General features: G+C 56.9%; 14 protein-coding genes. 8 read left to right on the top strand and 6 right to left on the bottom strand.

What is annotated here, in order from left to right; genetic code table 11:
* Nucleotides 1–7 precede the first annotated feature (7 nt).
* The 3 genes from ACR3EP_RS21605 to ACR3EP_RS21595 all read left to right on the top strand — a co-directional run bounded on the left by ACR3EP_RS21605 (nt 8) and on the right by ACR3EP_RS21595 (nt 4735).
* Nucleotides 8–1654, top strand: coding sequence for a hypothetical protein (locus ACR3EP_RS21605; protein WP_480639407.1), 1647 nt, complete (start codon nt 8–10; stop codon nt 1652–1654).
* A 149-nt stretch (nt 1655–1803) separates the two neighbouring features.
* Nucleotides 1804–3405 carry a VPLPA-CTERM-specific exosortase XrtD gene (gene xrtD / locus ACR3EP_RS21600; RefSeq protein WP_480639406.1) on the top strand — a complete coding sequence of 534 codons (1602 nt, stop codon included), beginning with the start codon at nt 1804–1806 and terminating at the stop codon, nt 3403–3405.
* 229 nt (nt 3406–3634) lie between these two features.
* The gene (locus ACR3EP_RS21595) at nt 3635–4735 is read left to right on the top strand and encodes an acyltransferase family protein (RefSeq protein ID WP_480639405.1); all 1101 of its coding nucleotides are present in this window, start codon (nt 3635–3637) and stop codon (nt 4733–4735) included.
* Between the two features lie 13 nt (nt 4736–4748).
* On the opposite strand, the gene ACR3EP_RS21590 is transcribed toward ACR3EP_RS21595, so the two are convergent.
* Nucleotides 4749–6005 carry a glycosyltransferase family 4 protein gene (locus ACR3EP_RS21590; RefSeq protein WP_480639404.1) on the bottom strand — a complete coding sequence of 419 codons (1257 nt, stop codon included), beginning with the start codon at nt 6003–6005 and terminating at the stop codon, nt 4749–4751.
* Nucleotides 5992–7254 (bottom strand): nucleotide sugar dehydrogenase, encoded by a 1263-nt coding sequence (locus ACR3EP_RS21585; RefSeq protein WP_480639403.1) that lies wholly within the window; start codon nt 7252–7254, stop codon nt 5992–5994. The genes ACR3EP_RS21590 and ACR3EP_RS21585 overlap by 14 nt, the downstream gene beginning before the upstream one ends.
* A gap of 319 nt (nt 7255–7573) precedes the next feature.
* Here ACR3EP_RS21585 and ACR3EP_RS21580 point away from each other — a divergent pair, with 319 nt between their 5' ends.
* The gene (locus ACR3EP_RS21580; protein ID WP_480639402.1) at nt 7574–9136 is read left to right on the top strand and encodes an oligosaccharide flippase family protein; all 1563 of its coding nucleotides are present in this window, start codon (nt 7574–7576) and stop codon (nt 9134–9136) included.
* Between the two features lie 10 nt (nt 9137–9146).
* Here ACR3EP_RS21580 and ACR3EP_RS21575 read toward each other — a convergent pair whose 3' ends face one another.
* Together ACR3EP_RS21575 and ACR3EP_RS21570 are read right to left on the bottom strand one after the other, a co-directional pair.
* Nucleotides 9147–10376 carry a DegT/DnrJ/EryC1/StrS family aminotransferase gene (locus tag ACR3EP_RS21575; protein ID WP_480639401.1) on the bottom strand — a complete coding sequence of 410 codons (1230 nt, stop codon included), beginning with the start codon at nt 10374–10376 and terminating at the stop codon, nt 9147–9149.
* Nucleotides 10377–10485: 109 nt separating this feature from the next.
* Entirely contained in the window at nt 10486–11577 is a 1092-nt protein-coding gene (locus tag ACR3EP_RS21570) for a GNAT family N-acetyltransferase (protein WP_480639400.1), read from the bottom strand.
* Between the two features lie 220 nt (nt 11578–11797).
* Here ACR3EP_RS21570 and ACR3EP_RS21565 point away from each other — a divergent pair, with 220 nt between their 5' ends.
* The 4 genes from ACR3EP_RS21565 to ACR3EP_RS21550 are packed head-to-tail and all read left to right on the top strand — an operon-like array spanning nt 11798 to nt 15709.
* On the top strand, nt 11798–12769 hold the full coding sequence (locus ACR3EP_RS21565; protein WP_480639399.1) for a glycosyltransferase family 2 protein: 972 nt from the start codon (nt 11798–11800) through the stop codon (nt 12767–12769).
* The gene (locus ACR3EP_RS21560) at nt 12766–13989 is read left to right on the top strand and encodes a GNAT family N-acetyltransferase (protein WP_480639398.1); all 1224 of its coding nucleotides are present in this window, start codon (nt 12766–12768) and stop codon (nt 13987–13989) included. Before ACR3EP_RS21565 ends, ACR3EP_RS21560 begins: the two co-directional genes overlap by 4 nt.
* On the top strand, nt 13986–15029 hold the full coding sequence (locus ACR3EP_RS21555; protein WP_480639397.1) for a lipid II:glycine glycyltransferase FemX: 1044 nt from the start codon (nt 13986–13988) through the stop codon (nt 15027–15029). The genes ACR3EP_RS21560 and ACR3EP_RS21555 overlap by 4 nt, the downstream gene beginning before the upstream one ends.
* Complete coding sequence (locus ACR3EP_RS21550; RefSeq protein WP_425082419.1) at nt 15029–15709, top strand: polysaccharide deacetylase family protein; 681 nt, start codon at nt 15029–15031, stop codon at nt 15707–15709. Before ACR3EP_RS21555 ends, ACR3EP_RS21550 begins: the two co-directional genes overlap by 1 nt.
* On the opposite strand, the gene ACR3EP_RS21545 is transcribed toward ACR3EP_RS21550, so the two are convergent.
* Both ACR3EP_RS21545 and ACR3EP_RS21540 read right to left on the bottom strand, forming a co-directional pair.
* Complete coding sequence (locus ACR3EP_RS21545; protein ID WP_480639396.1) at nt 15644–16972, bottom strand: O-antigen ligase family protein; 1329 nt, start codon at nt 16970–16972, stop codon at nt 15644–15646. The two genes, ACR3EP_RS21550 and ACR3EP_RS21545, sit on opposite strands and share 66 nt — an antisense overlap.
* A 188-nt stretch (nt 16973–17160) precedes the next feature.
* On the bottom strand, nt 17161–18765 hold the full coding sequence (locus tag ACR3EP_RS21540) for a right-handed parallel beta-helix repeat-containing protein (RefSeq protein ID WP_480639395.1): 1605 nt from the start codon (nt 18763–18765) through the stop codon (nt 17161–17163).

Genomic DNA, 18765 nt, shown 5'->3' with positions numbered 1-18765 from the left:
CTAATCGGTGGGGAAAATCAGGGACAGGTTGGCCATCACTCTGGCAACCGGAACGGCGTTTGCCGTCTCACTTTCTGCGGCAACCGGACAAACAACGGCAACGCCGCAAACACCTGCCACACAAGCAGACGACGCGACAACCCCGACCCTGCAGGCACCGGCAGCGGACATTCCCGGATTGCCATCCCCGCAGACCCCTGCACAGCCCGCAACAACACAAGCTCCGTCGCAACCGGCACCGCAAACCACAGCTCAGCAACCGCCAAGTCAGCAGTTGATCACACAGCAAGCACAGCGGAACCCGGCAAGACGGATTGGGGTTCTGGGCCGCCGACAGACAGGGACGGGCCAAGGGCTGAGTGTCACGCTCGACTATCTGTCATCGCTCCGGCATGACGACAACCTCAGACTGACGGACCCATCTTTCGGCTCGACCACCTGGTGGGAAAACACCCTTGCACTTGGGATCGTGAACCAAACCGCTGACGCGACGCTGACCTTCGACCTTTCGGGGCTGTATCGGATTGCAAACGAACCGATCATCGGCACCGAGTCAGAATTCACCGACCCTTTCTCGCTGCTGACTTACCAACGCGTCCGCGCCAACAGTTCGCTAGACGGTTTGTTCGAGTATCGCGAACGGGACCTGGCTTTCAACCGCTCGCTTACAGATGTTAACCTGGACGGCGTCATCGACGCGGCAGACGTTACGGGCACAATCGGTGACCAGATCGACACCCGCGCCAATCTGGACTGGCGCGTGGGCATAAATGACCCCATAGGTTTCCGCTTTGTCTACAATCGCTGGGAACGAAGATACGAAGACACTCTTGACCCTGACCTGTTCGACAACACGTCTGACGATTTCGCGTTAACCACGTTCTTCCGCATCAACCCGGTGTTACAGACGAACCTGCGCCTTGCCTATATCGACTTCATTGCTGAGGATGCACCCCGGACCGACAGAAGAACAACGGTCGCAACCGCCGGAGCCACGTATAACGTGTCTCCAACAACGACCGTGAGCGGAAATTTCGGATACTCACAAGTCGATGAAAAGCAGCGCGCGTTTGGAACGGATACTCTGACCGAAGACTTTGTTGCCTCTCTCTCCTGGAACAAAGCGCTTAGTGACGGGTCGGCAGACATCTTTCTTGACCGAACTTTCGGGGTCAACGGGTCCCGGACAAATGCCACTTTTGGACGCAACTTCCAGCGGCCCAACGGTTCATTTATTTTCAATGTCGGGGTCACGCATGGTCCGTTCGGAGAAACCACGCCCATCGGCCAGATCGACTATGCCCACAGGCTCGGAAACTCTCGAATTGGCGCCAGAATTCAGCGCCGGGTTGGCACCAGTACTCAAAGTGTGGAAACCCGCGAAAACATCGGGTTCCTGACATATGATTATTTCATCAACCCGCTGTCTGCCTTGTCATTCACATATAACTTCATCGATCAGGAAGACGAAGGGCCGGGCCCTGCCAATTCCCGCACCCGTTCCGATTTCACCGTCGCATATTCCCGCGCAATTACAAATGATTGGGCTGTTACCATGGGATACCAATACGAGACGGATGAGCAGAACGCATTTGATGCGGATTCCAATTCCATCTATCTAACGCTTGGGCGCAGGTTCCTGCTTAAACCCTGACAGGGTCGGATTTGTGATCTGGTCTGAACAATCCCCATGTCGGGCCGATATATTGCAGCCCGGGCTCCGAAAGGCCCTGGCATATTTCTGTCTTTGGAAAGACACGGCTATCATGCCGGATAGTAAATGGTGTTCGGGGTCGATTCGACATGTACAGCGAAGGCAAGGCGCTTGAAGCCGCACGGAATACCCTGCCGGCCGTAAACGCCTCGGGGTTGTTCTGGTTCGTCCTGTTGCTGGCCGGGTCCGTTCCGATCTTCTGGATCGGCATTGTCTCATTGGGTGCCGCCTGGAGCACCCCGGAATACAGCCATGGGCCTCTCATTCCGGTTATCTCACTGTTTCTTTTCCTGCGAGAGCTGCGCTACTACCCTCCTCCAAAGCCTGTTGTGCATGACCGTTGGCCGGGCCTGATCGTGATCGCGCTGGCGCTTGTGGTCGCTGTTCTGGGCAATCTGACGCGGATCCCGGACATCGTCACCTATGCCATGATCATCTGGACAAGCGGCGTGATGCTGACCGTGTTTGGCTGGAAACGGGGCAAGCTTCATCAGTTGCCCGTGTTCCATCTGGTCTTTATGTTGCCGCTCCCGCAGTTCCTTTATTGGAAGCTCACGATCCTGCTGCAGGGGATATCCTCGGTGATAGGTGTCTGGTTTGTTCAGCAAGCGGGCGTCGCCGTTTTTCTTGAGGGCAATATCATTGATCTCGGCGTCTACAAGCTACAGGTGGCCGAAGCGTGTTCAGGTCTCAGATATCTGTTCCCGATCCTGAGCTTTTCCTATCTCTTTGCCATTCTTTATCGCGGACCTCTCTGGCACAAACTGTTCTTGCTGCTGCTGGCCGCGCCCTTGACGGTCCTGATGAACTCGATCCGCATTGGGGTGATCGGCGTTCTTGTCGACCGCCACGGGATCGCCCAGGCCGAGGGCTTTCTGCATTTCTTCGAAGGCTGGGTGATCTTTCTGGTCTGTGTGGCGATCCTGTTTCTGGTGGCCATCGCATTGCAGCGGCTCACGCGCGACCCAAAACCTTTTGCCGACACCATCGATCTGGATGTCGAAGGGTTTGGCCCGATCTTTGCCCGCATTCTCGGCATTCGTCCATCCCGGGCGCTGGCTGCGGCGGCTTTGCTGACACTGGCCGTTTCAACCGCCTGGCTGCTGAAATTCTCGCCCACAAACACCCCCATCGATCGCGATCCCTTCGCGCTCTTCCCGCGCCAGATCGAAGAATGGTCCGGCGCAACCACCCGCCTGGATCCGCAGGTCGAAATCACACTTGGTGCGAGTGACTATCTCAACGCCAGCTATATCCATACCGAAACGGGCGACTTCGTGAACATCTTCGTGGCGTTCTACGAAAAACAGACAGATGGCGACGGCATTCATTCACCCGAGGTCTGCCTGCCTGTCGGCGGCTGGGAAATCTTCAGCCTCGATCCTTTCGATCTCTCTCTGGAGGACACGCCCTATGGCCACTTTACGGTCAACCGCGCCGTCATTCAGAAGGAGCTGTCGCAACAACTGGTCTACTACTGGTTCGAGCAACGCGGCAAACGTATGGTCAATGATTTTCAGGCCAAGATGAGCGTGATCATGGACGGCTTTACCATGGGGCGCACCGACGGGGCGCTGGTGCGCTTCGTCACCCCCATCCTGCCCGACGAAACAGCAGCCGACGCCGACGCCCGGATGCAGAAATTCATGGAGGCAAGCCTTGGTCATCTGCCCCGCTTTGTGCCCGAGTGAGCAGTTCTCACAGGTGTCATCCCACGGCGTTTCGGATAAACCTGTATCAGCTCTTTCCCGAAGCACCTTTTCAAACCAGACACAATCACTTCCTGCTCACATGATTGTCGACACTCCGGACGTGAATAGGCAAGATACTTGCCGCAGCGCCCTCTGGAAGGTGTATCAACATATGACAGCACAATAACGACGTTTGCAGCGATCTATGACCACTGCCGGAGATCAACGGATGAAAGGGAAAATAATAGACACATTCCGTATCCAAACCGCACCGCGTATCGGCGCGCGGTCAGCTGGCAGAGACAACAACTTCAACCTGATCCGCATGCTGGCCGCCGGAGGTGTTTTGGTCTCGCACGCCTTTCCCCTGAGCTGGGGCGAAGCTGCGGGGCAGCCGTTTGAATCCACGCTGCACGGCCTGTCCCTTGGGATGATTTGTGTCTGGTTGTTCTTTGCAATTTCCGGGTTCTTCATCACGCGGAGTTTCGACCGCAAACAATCGGCCAGCGCCTTTGTCACCGCGCGGATGCTGCGCCTTCTACCCGCCCTAACGGTCGTCACGATTGTCACCATCCTTGTCGCCGGGACTTTGCTGACCACCGCCCCACCGCACGTGTTCTGGGCCTCTGCGCCGGATTTTTTTGTGCGCAATATGCTACTGTTCAAGCTGCAATATACCTTGCCCGGTGTTTTTGAAGGGAACCCCTATGGGCCAGCCATCAATGGCTCGCTCTGGTCCCTGTCTTACGAAGTCACCTGGTATACGGCTGTTCTGTTATGCGGCATCCTTGGAATTCTTGGCCGCAAAAAACTGTTTGCGGGAATTTCCATTCTGTTCCTCGTCCTTTACGCGGCCGAAATGGTGACCGACCTGCACCCGCGCATGACACAGATCACGCGGCTGGGACTGCCGTTCATGACCGGGATGGCCTTTTATATCTGGCGCCAACATATCCCCTTGTCTTTGAGCATCCTCGCCGCGTTGACGGGCCTGACAGTCATCGCGTGGTTTACTCCGCTTTTCCTGCCGGTCTTTGCCGTTGCGCTGTCTTATGCGGTGTTTGTCGTGGGATATGCCAACTGGCCGGTTCTTAAGCACTACAACCGCCTCGGAGATTACTCCTACGGAGTCTATATCTACGCCTTTCCGATCCAGCAGCTGGTGGCGCAATCGGGTGTGACGACCCCTGCCATCAACATGGCCATCTCGCTGCCCTTCACTTTGATATGCGCCGTTCTGTCCTGGCATCTGGTTGAAGCCCCGGCCATGAAACTGCGGCATCGGATCAAGCCTCCGGAACGTATCAAAGCCAAGCAAACCGCCAAATAATCCGGGCGGGCCCCTACCCTTTCCAGATCCGCTGATACGCCGCAATCAGGGCGGGCACCTGATGGGGCCAGGCCATTTCCGCCTCAACCCGCGCGCGACCATAACGGCCCATGGTGGCGCGGCGGTCTTCATCCGCCAACAGCTCGGTGATCTTGTTTGCCATGTCCACCGGATCATTGGCGCGCGCGTACAGAGACGCCTCTTGCGCTGAATACCGGCCTTCGGTCACGTCGAACTGAACGATCGGTTTTTCAAACGCCATATATTCGAGGATCTTGTTCATGGTGGATTTGTCGTTCATCTCGTTCACCCGGTCCGGGTTCACGCAGACATCGGCGGTCGACAGCACTTCGAACAGGTCATGATCCGGTGCGCGGCCAGTGAAGGTGACATAATCCGACAGCCCCATATCCACCGATTGCTGGCGCAGTTTGTCCAGACTGGGACCACCGCCCACAAGGCAGAACTGGATATCGTCACGCCCCTGGACCTGCACCAGATGCGCCACCGACTCCAGCAGCAGATCGATCCCCTCCTGATCGCCCATCACGCCGACATAACCCACCATATACTTGCGCCCGTTGCGCCAATCGGGGTTCGGGGGCAGGTGCTGTAGGCGGCTGAGGTCTGGGCCTGAGCGGACAACAAAGACATCTTCGGGCGCCATGCCACCGCGCTCGATGGCGATCTTACGATAGCTTTCGTTGGTCGCGATCGACACCCGCGCCGAAGCAAAGGTCAGCCGTTCAAACGTCTTCATCAGCTTCCAGAAAAAGCCGCGCTTGTTGAATTTGGCCTCGTACAGCTCGGGGTTGATATCGTGGTGATCGAACAGATAGCGCACGCCGAACAGCTTGAAGGGCAGCGCCACCAGAAAGATCAGATCGGGCGGGTTGCAGCCATGGATGACATGGAAACCGCGCGTCAGCTTGATCCGCAACGCCAGCCAGCTTTCCCAGAACAGCGCCGCGCCGTATTCCAGCAGGTAGCCCAGTGCCCCGCTGGCATCCAAAGGCAGAGGGTGGCGATAGACCTTGATCCCCTCGTCTTCCCACACGCGTTCCTCATGGCCTTTGCCGGTGGGGCAGATGACCGACACCAGCGCGCCGGCGGCAGCCAGCGTGCGCGCCTCCATCCAGACCCGGCGGTCGAAAGGCACGGGCAGGTTTTCGACCACGATCAGAACTTTCAACCCCTTCAGGGGTTGGGTCTGGCGCAGTTCTTCAAATGAGATCGGCTGAACCGCAGGTGGCGGGCTAGTCATATTCATAGGTCCGCACCACCTGCGTATCACCGAGGCTCAGATCGTTGATAATCCGGTTGGAACCGATCACCAGATCCCAGGGGCCGGCCTCGGCCGTGGCCCGGCTCACCAGCAGGCTGCCTACATTGGGCAAATGGGTGAAGGCATAGCCCAGGTTCTGTCCCCGCAGATCAGCAGGTTCGATGGCCGGATCATAGATCGACAGTTGATAGCCTGCGTCCAGCAGCCGCCGGGCGATATCGACATTGGGACTTTCGCGCAAATCATCGGTTCCGGCCTTGAAGGCCAGCCCCGCCATCAGCACCCTGCCCCCTTCGGGCAACCGGGCCATGATGTCCTGCGCCTGATAGGTCTTGTGTGCCTGATTGGTCTGCAACAGGCTATCGATCAGATGCGTATGCGCACCGACCTCACTGGCGATATGTTGCAGCGCGCGGACATCCTTGGGCAGGCAAGACCCCCCGAACGCACCCCCGGGGCGCGTGTAATAAGCCGAGATGTTGAGCTTGATGTCCGAGACAAAAATCTCATGCATGGTTTTTGCCGACACGCCCATCCGGTGACAGATGCGACCGATCTCATTGGCGAATGCCACCTTGGTCGCGTGCCAAGTATTGTCGACGAATTTGGTAATCTCGGCCTCTTCAAAGGCGGTGTAGAACACCGGGGCATCCAGGTTTTCGTGCAGGGCATCCATCACCGCCGAGCGGTTCCCGTCCGCAGTCCCCACCACGATCTTGGGCGGGTTGAAATAATCGTCCACCGCCGAAACTTCGCGCAGAAATTCCGGGTTGTAGATGATCTCGACTGCCTGCCCTGTCCGGTCCCCCAGACAGCTGTGAAAGATCGGTTCGATCAATTGGCGCACCGTGCCTGGTCGGAAAGTCGACCGATACGCAACCGTCAGCGGTCGCACCCGGTCAGGCGACACGGTCTCGGCAATCTGGCGCGTCACCTCGGCCACAAAATCCATGTTATGCGACCCGTCGGTCGAGCTGGGCGTGCCGACACAAACAATGGCCAGATCCACATCGGACAGGTCCGGTATCTCTACCACAGCATGGATCAGGTTCTGGCCCAACGCCTCGGTCAGCAGATCGGCCACTTTCGGTTCCTTGATCGGGGGCAGACCGGCATTGATTTCGGCGACTTTATCGGCGTTCACGTCGATGCCGATCACCTCGTGCCTTTCGCGGGTCAGACAGCACGCCGCCGTGAAACCCACATATCCCAGCCCGAAAATCGCAATCTTCATACTATTACACCATTTTACAATCCGCAGGCCGAAGCGTCCGGGCCTCTGCGACGCACACATCGTTTCGGATCAACACGAACGCGGTATATGCAGAGACCAATTTATACGTTGAATTGTTATCCGACATTCTGAAACTGAAAGGGGTTTATGTGATCCTGACGCGAAAAAGGTGATTATGCCTTTATTTTGACTGTCAACGGCCCATGCAGATAGCCAGAACGCCGGTTCGCATCCCACTTGAAGCAAGGTCATGAGACCGCAGAAAACGAGACACTGAAAGAATAAATGGCTCATTGTTCTCAATACAGAAAGAAAGCGATTGAAGCAGATCGACCCCGCCAAACCCAAGCGTAGCCGAAGCACGGCCCTTGCGCTGGGGGCTGGGGCGCTTTTCGTCTCGTCTTTGTTCAGTCAGATGCTGGGCCTGATGACGCTTGTTGTTACGGCCCGCCTTCTGACCCCGGCCGATTTCGGCGTGATTGCATATTTCATGATCACCGTTGCGCTTCTCGAAATTCTGCAACGCTCGGTGATGGTCATTCTGATACGGCAGGATGAAATATCCGATGATCTGCTCAACACCGTCTTCACCATACAGATACTGCTCGGCGTCATAAGTGCCGGGTTGATCTGGCTGTCTTCCCTGCTGCTCGAACTGCTTAACGTGCCCGAGTTGATCGAACTGATCCCCTCGCTGTGCCTGCTTGCACTCATGAGCGCGCTCAGAAGCCCGCGTTTTCCTCTGCTCGAGCGCAACTTCCGCTTTGGATTCGCGGCAGGTGAGGAAACCATAAGCCGGGTGACATACACGTTGTTCGCAATCCTGCTTGCCTGGTTCTGGCGGGATTTCTGGGCGATTGTCGTCGCAGTCGTGCTGACTCAGCTGGCTCGCGTTATCTGGTCCTTCTCGGTCGCCCCCATGCTGCCCAGGCTGACTCTCAGATGCTGGCGCGACTGCTTCGGGTTTTCGTTGTGGTCCGTGGGAGTCCAGATCATACAATTCCTGACCACCAACATGCCCCAGATCGTGATCGGCGCGACTCTGGGGTTGGTGGATGCCGGAATATTCAGAATAGGCTATCGCTTTGTGCTGCTGTTCACCGTTCAGGTTTTTGCACCTCTTGAGCGTGTGATTTATCCCGGGCTTGCGGATGCCTCCAGAACCGAAGGCACCAGCCAGAAGACTTTCGAGCAGGCCAATGCCATTCTGTTGGGGATCATCGTTCCGATCAGTGTCGGGATGGCCCTTGTTTCCAAATACATGATTATCGTCGTCGCCGGGTATCAATGGGTTGCCGCTGCTCAGGTCATTTGGATACTCGCCCCGCTGAAAGCGGTGGAAACACTGCAGGCCAATGTCAAATCCGCAAGCTATGTCGAAGGCAACACGCGGCTGCTGTTTCTGCGCAATGGCATGTTGCTGATCATCACAATCGTATTCATGCTTTTTGGGACGCGTTTCGGATTTACAGGTGCCCTGATCGGGGCTGGTGCATCCAGCCTGGCCGCGATTTTCATTACCTTGATCATGGCGCGCAATTTCGGAGTTGGCGGCTTTTTCAAACCGGTCCTTGCGGCCTGGCGCTCATTTGTGGCGACTGGCGTGATGACTGTTGCCGTGCTTATCCTCATCAGCGCCTATGGCAACGAGGACGTCGCGGGCTGGGCCTATAGCTCGGTTGATGACCTGCCCTTGCTGCGCATCAGATTTTCCGCGCAGGTTCTGACGGGTATCGTCACATATATCGGCACCCATTTGCTGCTGTGGCACATGGTCGGGCGTCCGCAGGGATTTGAAAGCATGGCGCTGGATCTGCTGTCCAAAATCAAAAATCACTTTATCGGGTCACCCGAAAACCGAAAGCCCGGCACAGGTACCTGATGCGGTTATCCTACCTGTCGCGGATCAGCCCCTGAAGGACGGACATGATATAATCGACATGTTCATCGCCAAGAAACTGATGAAGAGGCAAGGACAGAACCGTATCCTTGAGCGCCATCGCCCCATCCTGCCCTGTCCAATCCAGATTGCGGCTGAAACCAGCCCACCACGGGGTGGCACCTATCCCGCAGGACTGTAACTCCCGCGCCACGCGATCGCGTTCCTCCACCACAACGGGCATGACCAACGGACAAGAGTGAGGATCAAGCTCGGGCAACAGCATCCGAACACCCTGCATCCCGTTCAGGTGCTGCTGATAGCGGCGCCAGTTACGCTGTCGGGCCGCTATCATGCCCGAGACCGAAAAGGCCCGCAGAGACCGGGCCGCAAACGCACTGATCCCCCGGCCGCAGAGACCGGGGTCGAAATAGTAATGGCCAGGCATGTCTTCCAACGCGCCGGACGGCTCTTCACGGGGCATCTCTGGATGGAGCGGTCCACGCAACCGATGCAGCATCCGCTGCGACCGGGATGGACCCAGAACATGCGCCAATCCAGCCCGCGCCAGCGTTTTGGCAACTGTTTTGCCAGGGGCAGAGCGGGGAAACGGATTTACCGCCTTCAGATCAGGCGCGTTGATCACAAGCGCGCCCCCCTGCAGCACGGGTGCAAATTTGTGAAAACAGAAAACGGAAACATCACCAGTCTGCCCTTCAGCCGGTGTCTTCCCGCTCAACAGGCTGAGCGCACAATCCTCGATCATGCGCAGGCCGTGCCGATCGCACAACGCCCGCACCCCGGCCAGATCGGGCTGGAGCACTCCGAAGTAATGGATCACATAGACGGCCTTCGTTCGGCTTGTGATCAGCGGCTCGATCCGCGCCGGAGCCGCGCGCAGATCCGCGTGCACCGGATACAGCCGCACCTTCAGCCCGGCATGTACAAGCGGGTCGAGTTCCGAACCGCAGTTATACGCCGGAGCCAGAACTTCGTCCCCGGCCTGCAACCCCAATACATCGCAGGCGGCGCGGATCGCGACACGTGTCTGAAACGCGTAATGCACCTGCCGATCCGCGAATAATGCCGGAATCCCCCCCTGCGCGTCCCGCGCCCAAAGGCTGCCCGCTGTCATGGGCATGGTCACGACGGCATCCGCGATCCGGGTCGGCACCTGCATCAGCTTGTTTTCGGTCGCCAGTTTCGGCGGCCTGTAGCGACCTGCAGGCTGGGCCCATGGCATTCAGGCAGGACACCCCTCAAGATTATCCCGGCATCAGATCGCACAGAGCTTACCCTTTTTCTCTGACTTAAGCCGGACATTCTCCTCACCTCTCGGGTAACTGCGGGATTTACCCCGTTCTTGTGATGGACTGCGCTGCACCCAAACCACGCCGAACGGCCCTTTTCAGCTGCGTCGGTGCCACGTTCGCCTGATGAAACAGCCGATGGTTCACCAGAGTGTGTTCGGCCGCACGCCGGACATGGCGCGGCCTGAAATAGGTCTTGTATTCAAGAACGCTGAAATTGGGATGGCTCCGGTCAATGTCGGGCAGATACCCCTCGACATCCAGCTTGGTGCAGCCCTGCTCTATCGCCCACTTCATCCCTCTGAGCCAGAGCAGCGGTGCAATGCGCAGGTTGCCGATCTTACGGGCGGCCTGAGGGTCCGCGACAAAGCGGCGGGCATGCGCGGTGATCTGGCTGCGATACATCAGGAAACCGCCCAGAAAACTGTCTTTGTGATAGGCGGTGAACAGAACCCCAGCCTCTGGGTCGTTATAGACGTTTCGAAACCCGGCTTCGTATTCCGGGCGCGTCACCGGCGTCAGATTGTTGGGTTCAAGAACAAGCGCATTCAAATGGTCAAAGAAAACCACGATCTCATCCGGTGAGGTTATGTGGCGGATTTCGACATCCGCCGCCTCGATGTTGCGCAGATTGCGCCGGGCACTTCTGGAAAAAGAGCTGCGCAATTCGTCCACCGAACGGTTGAGATCAATCAGCCCGGTGTCACGGTACGGTGTCGGGTCCGATATCTCCAATCCGGCCCGGATAAATTGCTGGTGCAATCGGTCAGCGTCCGCATCCAGCCAATAGGGCGTGACCTTGATCGCATCAACCTTTGCAAACCGGGGGTGATCCGAAACCGCAACCACGAACGCGACCAGCGTTTCCGCATCGTCGCAAACCGGCCCGCTCAGCGCCAACGCCACGGAATATCTGCCGGTCATAATTCGGCTGCGGTACAGGGAAAACAAACCAACGGCACAAATCTGCCCCTGTTGACGCGCAATCACGAAAACAACGGTGCCGCCAGTTGCCCGCTCCACATCAGCAAACCGCGGGTCTTGCCTGGGGTGCGGATGCTGGCAACCGGCCATAAATTCGCGCCATTCGTGTATTTGTTCACCGGTCAGGTCATCGTAGCATTCGATATCCATCAACCACTCACTTTCCCGACACGACTTCGGAATGCTCTCCAGAATGTCTTAGCTATTAAATTCGCCATCTTTTTGAAAAATATAGAAGGTATATGCAGTAAAATGAAAAAAATAATTCACCATCCCGCTGTGTCCGCCCGCTGAATTGTGGATCATCGGCAGATGAACCAATGAATTAAGCGTTTGTTGTGATGTAGGTTTCTCCGGGGTCGATCATGCCATGAGCCATTCATCTGAATCAGCACATACGGAATGTGCCGTATCGATTGTTGTCGTAAACTGGAATACGCGGGATATTCTGTTCGATTGTCTCCAATCCATTGAAAATCAAACAACCCTGCCACATGAGGTCATCGTGGTGGATAATGCGTCCAGCGATGGCTCTGCCGATATGGTGCGCCAGAACTTTTCCAAGGTGAAACTGATCGCGAATTCCGCCAACCGGGGCTTTGCAGCCGCCAACAATCAGGGGCTTGAGATCGCGGTGGGCGAGAAGCTTTTGTTGCTCAACCCCGATACGATCATTCTGGATCACGCGATTGACGACATGTGCGCCTGGCTTGATGCCCATGCAGATGTCGGTTGCGTCGGCTGTCAGGTCTTTGAGGATGCCGACACCATTCAACGCACCTGTTTTGCCGATCCCGGCCCGCTGAACCTGGCACTGATCGAATTCGGGCTGTATCGGCTGGCCCCCCGACACCCCCTGCTGGGCCGCCCCGAATATGGCGACTGGAACCGTGACAGCGAACGCGACGTGGATGTGGTGTCGGGCATGTTCATGCTGGTGCCACGACATGTATTCGAAACCGTTGGGCTTCTTGATGAAGCGTTTTTTGTCTACTCCGAAGAAGCGGACTGGTGCCGGCGCATCCGCGACGCAGGCTGGCGCTGTGTTTTTGCCCCCGAGGCGCGTATCCTGCACCTTGAAGGTGGCTCAAAAAGCACCGTGCAAATCAAATCGCGCATGTATGTACAAAAACAGAAAAGCAAGATGATCTATACACGCAAGCACTATGGATGGTTTGGTGCTTTGTGCGCCAAAAGCGTCTTTCTGTGCAGTGCGATCCTACGCGGTGCCGCTTTTGGCCTGGCCAACCTGGCCCGATCGACGCCGGATCACAAAGCCCGGGTACGTCTGGCCCGGGACGTCATCCGGTTTCATCTGTTCGGGCGGGAACCGGCAGCATGAAACAAATACGGCGGGATGATCATCTGCTTTCTCTGGAATGCCTTGAGACGCCTGCCCATCAGCTGTCTGCCCCGGAAGAATGGGATGCCCTTGTCCGGCAAACCGGAGCCGAAATCTATTTCCTGTCCGACTGGCAGAAGGTCTGGTGGCACCACTATGGCGCTGATTTCTCCTCAGGCCGGAAAGCCGCCTGCTTCATCCTGAGGAAAGGCGGGCAGGTTGTCGGGGTCCTGCCCTTCTGTCTCGAAACGATCTGGGCGGGGCCGGTGCCCGTGCGGGTTGCGCGTCTGGCCGGGGTGGATGCAAACTTTGCCGTCATGACCCTGCCGATTGCTGCGGGGATGGAGACCGAGGCGCTGACCGCCGTCTTCAGCTTTCTGGTGCATGATCTGCGCTGCACGACCATCAGCTTGTCCCCTCTGTCGCAACAATCGCAACAGTTAGAGCCTGTCCGCGCCGCCTGCTCTGGTTGCGACGCGATCACCGAAGTGCGATACCGAAGTGATCGCGGCCATACGCTGATGCATCTTCCCGACAACCCGGATGCATTCATGACCGCGCTGTCCAAAAGCCGGCGCCGCGAAGTCCGCCGCGACCTGAAGCGCCTGACCCGAGACGAACCGTTACGCAACACCTGTTCAACACCGGATACCCAGGACGACATGATGGACCGCTTCATTGACCTGCATACACGGCAATGGGAAGCAGCCGGAAAAGGGGGACACTTTTCGGACTGGCGCGTTGCCGCAGCCTTTTATCGCGCTTTGCTGCATCAGTTGGCCCCGAACGGCCAAGCGGCAATAGACGAACAGTGGCTGGGCGATACGCTGCTGTCGAGCCAGCTGCGCTTTATGCTGGGCGCCAAGACCTATTGGTGGCTGAATGCCCGCTCTGTCGACCCCCGGTTCAGCAAGGTCGGCCTTGGTCGTGTCGGGCTGGTCGAACGCGCAGAGGATCTGATCAATGCCGGCACCCGCCTGGTCGAAGCCGGCGCGGGAAAGTATGAATACAAGCTCAGCTACGGCGGAGAGCTGGTTCCCCTTCACAGCCTGGTGCTGGCCTCCACACGCCCGGTCGCGCGCCTGCAGGCGCAGGCCCTGCTTCTGTGGGCGGATACGCTTCATCTGCTCTACTATCGTCTCTGGTTCCTGAAAATCAGACCGCGGCTGAACACCAGACCACGACCGCTTTGGACAGCCTGGATACGGACACGGTTATGACCATGACGGCCCCTCCGGTTTCCCTGCACACTGTTCAGCCTGCGGATTGGCCACAGCTCAGCGCAGCATTCCACGACCTGACCTATGAACAGAGCCTGACCTATACCCGCGCCGCTGCGGCGCGGATCGGGGCCGAGGCGCGCTTCGTCGCTGTGTCAGATGCTTCAGGGCAGCCGGTTGCTGCGGCATGTCTGCGTATTAAACGTGTTCCGGGGCTGGGACGCGGGATCATCTGGATCGCAGCTGGCCCCTTGATACAGCACCGGACCTGCCCCAACCCAAATGCCAACCGGATACGCGCCATCCTTGCCGCCTTTCGCACCCACGCGCAGAAGACAGGACACATTTTGCGGCTGCGGTTGCCTGCCCCGTCCCTGCAGGACCTTCCAGCACTGGACCGTCTGGCGGAACAGGAAGGTTTTATGCCTTCGGACCGGTCTCCACCCTATCGGACAGTGATCGTCGACTGCGATCAGGACGAAGACATACTGATGCGTGCATTGCATGGAAAATGGCGAAACCCCCTGCGCAATGCGCTGAAAGCAAATCTCACGCTGGAATGTATGCCAATCGCCGACGGCCGCAGACGGTTTCATGCGCTTTATGATGAAGTACAGACCGCCAAGGGGTTCAGCCCGGATATTCCGCCGGAGTTTTATTATCCTCTGCAGGGGCCGGATTTCATACACGACCTGCTGGTCGCCAGAAAGGATGGGAGCGATATCGCCTGCATGACAATCGGACGATCGGGGGCCAGATCTGTTTACCTGTTCGGCGCCACCCCCGAGATCGGGCGGCGCCTGAACGCCGGGCACTATCTGATGTGGCAAGCTATTCTGCACAGCAAGAAACTGGGCATCAAACATTTCGATCTGGGCGGCATAGATCCACAGACCAACCCCAGCGTCACCCGTTTCAAACAGCGGACCGGCGGTATCGATGTCACCGCACCCGGCCCCTATGAGTTCCGGCCTGCAAACATCTCATCCCGCTTGATCAGGGCGGCTGAGGCGTTGCATACCCATCTGAAGGCCCGGTAATGACCCCCACAATCGGCATCAATTTCCACGGCATCGGCGACCCAAAACGCAATCTCGAACCCGGCGAAGCTCCTTATTGGATAACCCATGCGCAGTTTGAGAATGTTCTGGACCGTATTGCGGCCAGCCCGGATCCGACAGCGTATGTGATCACCTTTGATGACGGCAATCAGTCAGATCATGATATCGCGCTGCCCGCGCTTGTCGCACGCGGGCTGACGGCGCGCTACTTTGTGCTGACCGGACGGATTGGCCATCCCGGCTCCCTGAACACCAAGCACATACGGGCGCTGCAGGAGGCAGGCATGACCATCGGCAGTCACGGTATCGCCCATGTCGCTTGGCCAACGCTGGCAGACGACGCACTGACGCGCGAATTATGTGACTCGCGCAGCCAGCTCGAAGATATCTGCAATCAGCCGGTGACCGAGGCCGGCATTCCCTTTGGGCGCTATGACGCGCGCGTTATGCGGGCGTTGCGTGCGGCGCACTATACTGCTGTTTGGTCAAGCGATGGCGGCAGGATGAAGCAGGACGCCTTTCTCAGACCACGCACGTCCCTGCGCGGGGACATGTCCGAGGCCATGATAGACTCTGTCCTTGCAGGGCAAATGTCACTTAGGCGCAGGCTGCGCCGGACGCTGGGCATGATGCGGCGACGGTGGGTTACGACCGGCTGAAACCCGAGGAGCAGCCGGCATTTCAGACGGGAACCGCGTATAGCGGATTGTGCGTTTGCCCTGCTTTTGCTGTGCTTCCGGAGTGTCCCCCTGATCCCCTTCTGCATCCAGCAACCAGACGCCCGCGCCAAAAAGAAACATGAAAAAGCAGAAGGTCGCGTCCCAGAGATGCACCGTCACCGCAGACACGCAAAAGGCACAAAGGGCGAAGAGATACCCCAATCTGGCATCAGCGACAGCACCAGTCAGCGACCTGCGGCCAATCTGGATGAACATTGTCAGCACGGTCCCCAGCAGCAAAAACAATCCGGGAAACCCGTGCCGCAACGTCATCAGCAGCCAAAAATTGTCGACGCTGCTGAGGGTCATCCAATGCGGGCGGGTCCAGTCATTCATGCCAATTCCAAAAATCGGATTTCGCATTATGTCATCTCTGGCAAATTCAAAGGTCAGGATACGCCACCACGCCGTCCCCGGCGTAAGCGTCATATGCGTTGCGATAATCTGAAACACGTTACGGTTGGAACCGACCTCAATAACAACATAAAAAATTGCAAAGCAGATCAGCAAAACCTTCCACTTATTCTTGAGAAAGGAACAGACCTTGTTCCATGCCATCAGCGCCATCTGAATGATGACATTAAGGAAGGCCCCCGAAGACAACGATGTAAAGACCACGATCCCCGCGAGGGAACTAAGACCGACCTTCGTGAACAGCGTTTTGTTCCATCCCAACACATACCAGAACAAGGCAAACGAAGGTGTCATGAACACACCGAACAGGATCGGATGCGGCATGGTCGCCTGAGCACGGAACAATCCCAGCCGCTGTTCATAAATCCATTTCTGATACACATTCGCGAACCCGCCGAAGAAATCGAGCAATGGCGACTGCTCGGTGACCATCTCGTACACAGAAAAGGGCAAAAGGACGACAATGATGATCAGAAACCAGCGCACGAAATACCGGAAAGACTCCAGATCGCGGATATAGGCCCGGGCAATGAAATAAGGGGCGAGTATCTCGATCACCAGCATACCGGTAAACTGCCACTTGGATACCAGCCCGTGATTGACGGCAAGGGTCAGCGCAGACCAGAAGGCAAATCCGATAATCAGCCAGTCCACTCCACGGATTTTGCCGGCGCTTCCATTCAGCCAACGGATCATCGCCGGCAGCAGGAAAATGATCAGAACCACGCGATAGCCGGTCAGCTTCAGACCGCCCAGAGAAAAGAAAAACGGCATGGTGAAAGAGATCATCAACAAGGCCACGGCGACTGGTCGCGCAACTCTTTCATCAATCCGATCTGCCGTAACCACCGCTATACCAATACCCGTAAAACTTGTGCTCTAACCACTGACGTAAGTGATACCAGATTAGAACATACCCGGCGGTTCACCGTCGATAAAATTCTCGCATGCCGCAATCGCCGGGCTTTTCTCTTGCCCTACCGGGTCGGATAATGATCCGCTAAAGAAGAGCCTGCATTCAGCTGATCAACAGTGCTGCCTGCACGTACGCCATATTCATTATATCCATTTTTCTCTCCACGCGCGTGATACACGAATTCACGATCATAAAAGCCGCTCTTTGAAGAGTTTTCGTTTTGAATAATAGCGTTGTTCAGCACCACCCAGTCGCGTTGGTTCTTATGTCCGATGATGGTGGCCACAGCGTTTTGTTCAATGACAACTGAGGTTGAATCCGCCGAGATGTTGATGGCCGGGGTAGAATGCCCTCCGGGCACCCGGATCACAGAATTTTTTCTGACAGAGATATTATCAGATCCGTGGATAGAAATGCCGTGAACGTGGGCATTGTAGATCATATTATTCTCGATCAGCACATTTCGGTGGCGCATATTGCGGTTGCCAAGGTCCTTTCCATCACCGCCCGCCCAGATGGTTTGAGTGAAATCACCCCGCCCCATGTCAAACAGGTTATCGCGAATGACGATGTCGGTACTGCCACTCGGGGTCACCCGCATGATCTGAATCATGTCACGGTGGTCCATTGACCCGGCGGCTCCCCCAAAATCATAGAGGTGGTTCTTTTCAATCGTTAGCCCCGTTATCGCGTCCAGATTGATCCCGTCAGATCGGATGGTGTGAATTGTATTCCCGATATACGCGATCCGGGCCGATTGACCTGCAAGCGTCCCTGACCACCATTTCCGAAATACACTGCCAGATACGCGGATGTCGCTACTGCGCCAGATACGCAGGCCTACCCCGAAGCCATACCCGTCCGCCTCAGAGTTTGTGCCACGCGCAAAATCCCCGTCAAAGACGGAATTGGAAATCTGGATCTGCCTGCTTTCGCCAATGCTGAACGGAAAGGAGAAATGTGGATCGTCCTTTTTGAAGACATAGTCGAAATAGAGGCTGTCCAGCACCAGGTTGGCCGCGCCCCCCAGAAAAAACCCGGTGAAGCAGGCAGGGGACGCCGGATTGGCAGACCGGATTGTCACGTTGGACTGATACGTTTTATTCACGCGCAGCATACCGTAATTTCCCGGTTCAAGGGCGAACACCTCTCCTCCGCGCGCCGACTGAAGAGCGTTCGACAGGTCTGACGCATTGCGAATGACCTGACTTTCCCCTGCCGGGGCCGCCCTCACCGGAAGCTCGGCGCCCGAGCATGCCGGGGCGGCAGACACCGCAGGTGAAAACAGGGCCAGCACAACGCCCCCCAAAACCACGGCTGCCTTAAATACGCGCATGGAATTCCCCTCTCCCAAAAATAAAGGAAGTTTATGACCCGTATCTGGTGTTGTCCATGACAGCCTCGGCGATCCTGTGGGCATGGAAAGCGTCAGTTGACGTCGGGGCAGCGGGCAACTCTTTGCCGACGTGATTTCAATATGCGCAAGGCTATGCCTGCAAAACACGCGCTCAGTGCCACATTGTTGCGCCCAGCCCAACGAACGTGAAATTGTCGAATCATCAGTAATGGGAAGGAAACAATTCCCAGCAGTATTGTTACGAGTTTTCTCGGAAATGACACGCAATCGGGGCAGATTGTCTCGAAACAGGCACAAATTTCCAATCAT

This window comes from Ruegeria sp. BB10 (assembly GCF_056535725.1).
Note: the sequence above shows the minus strand (reverse complement) of the source record. Positions and strands in the feature narration are given on the sequence as shown.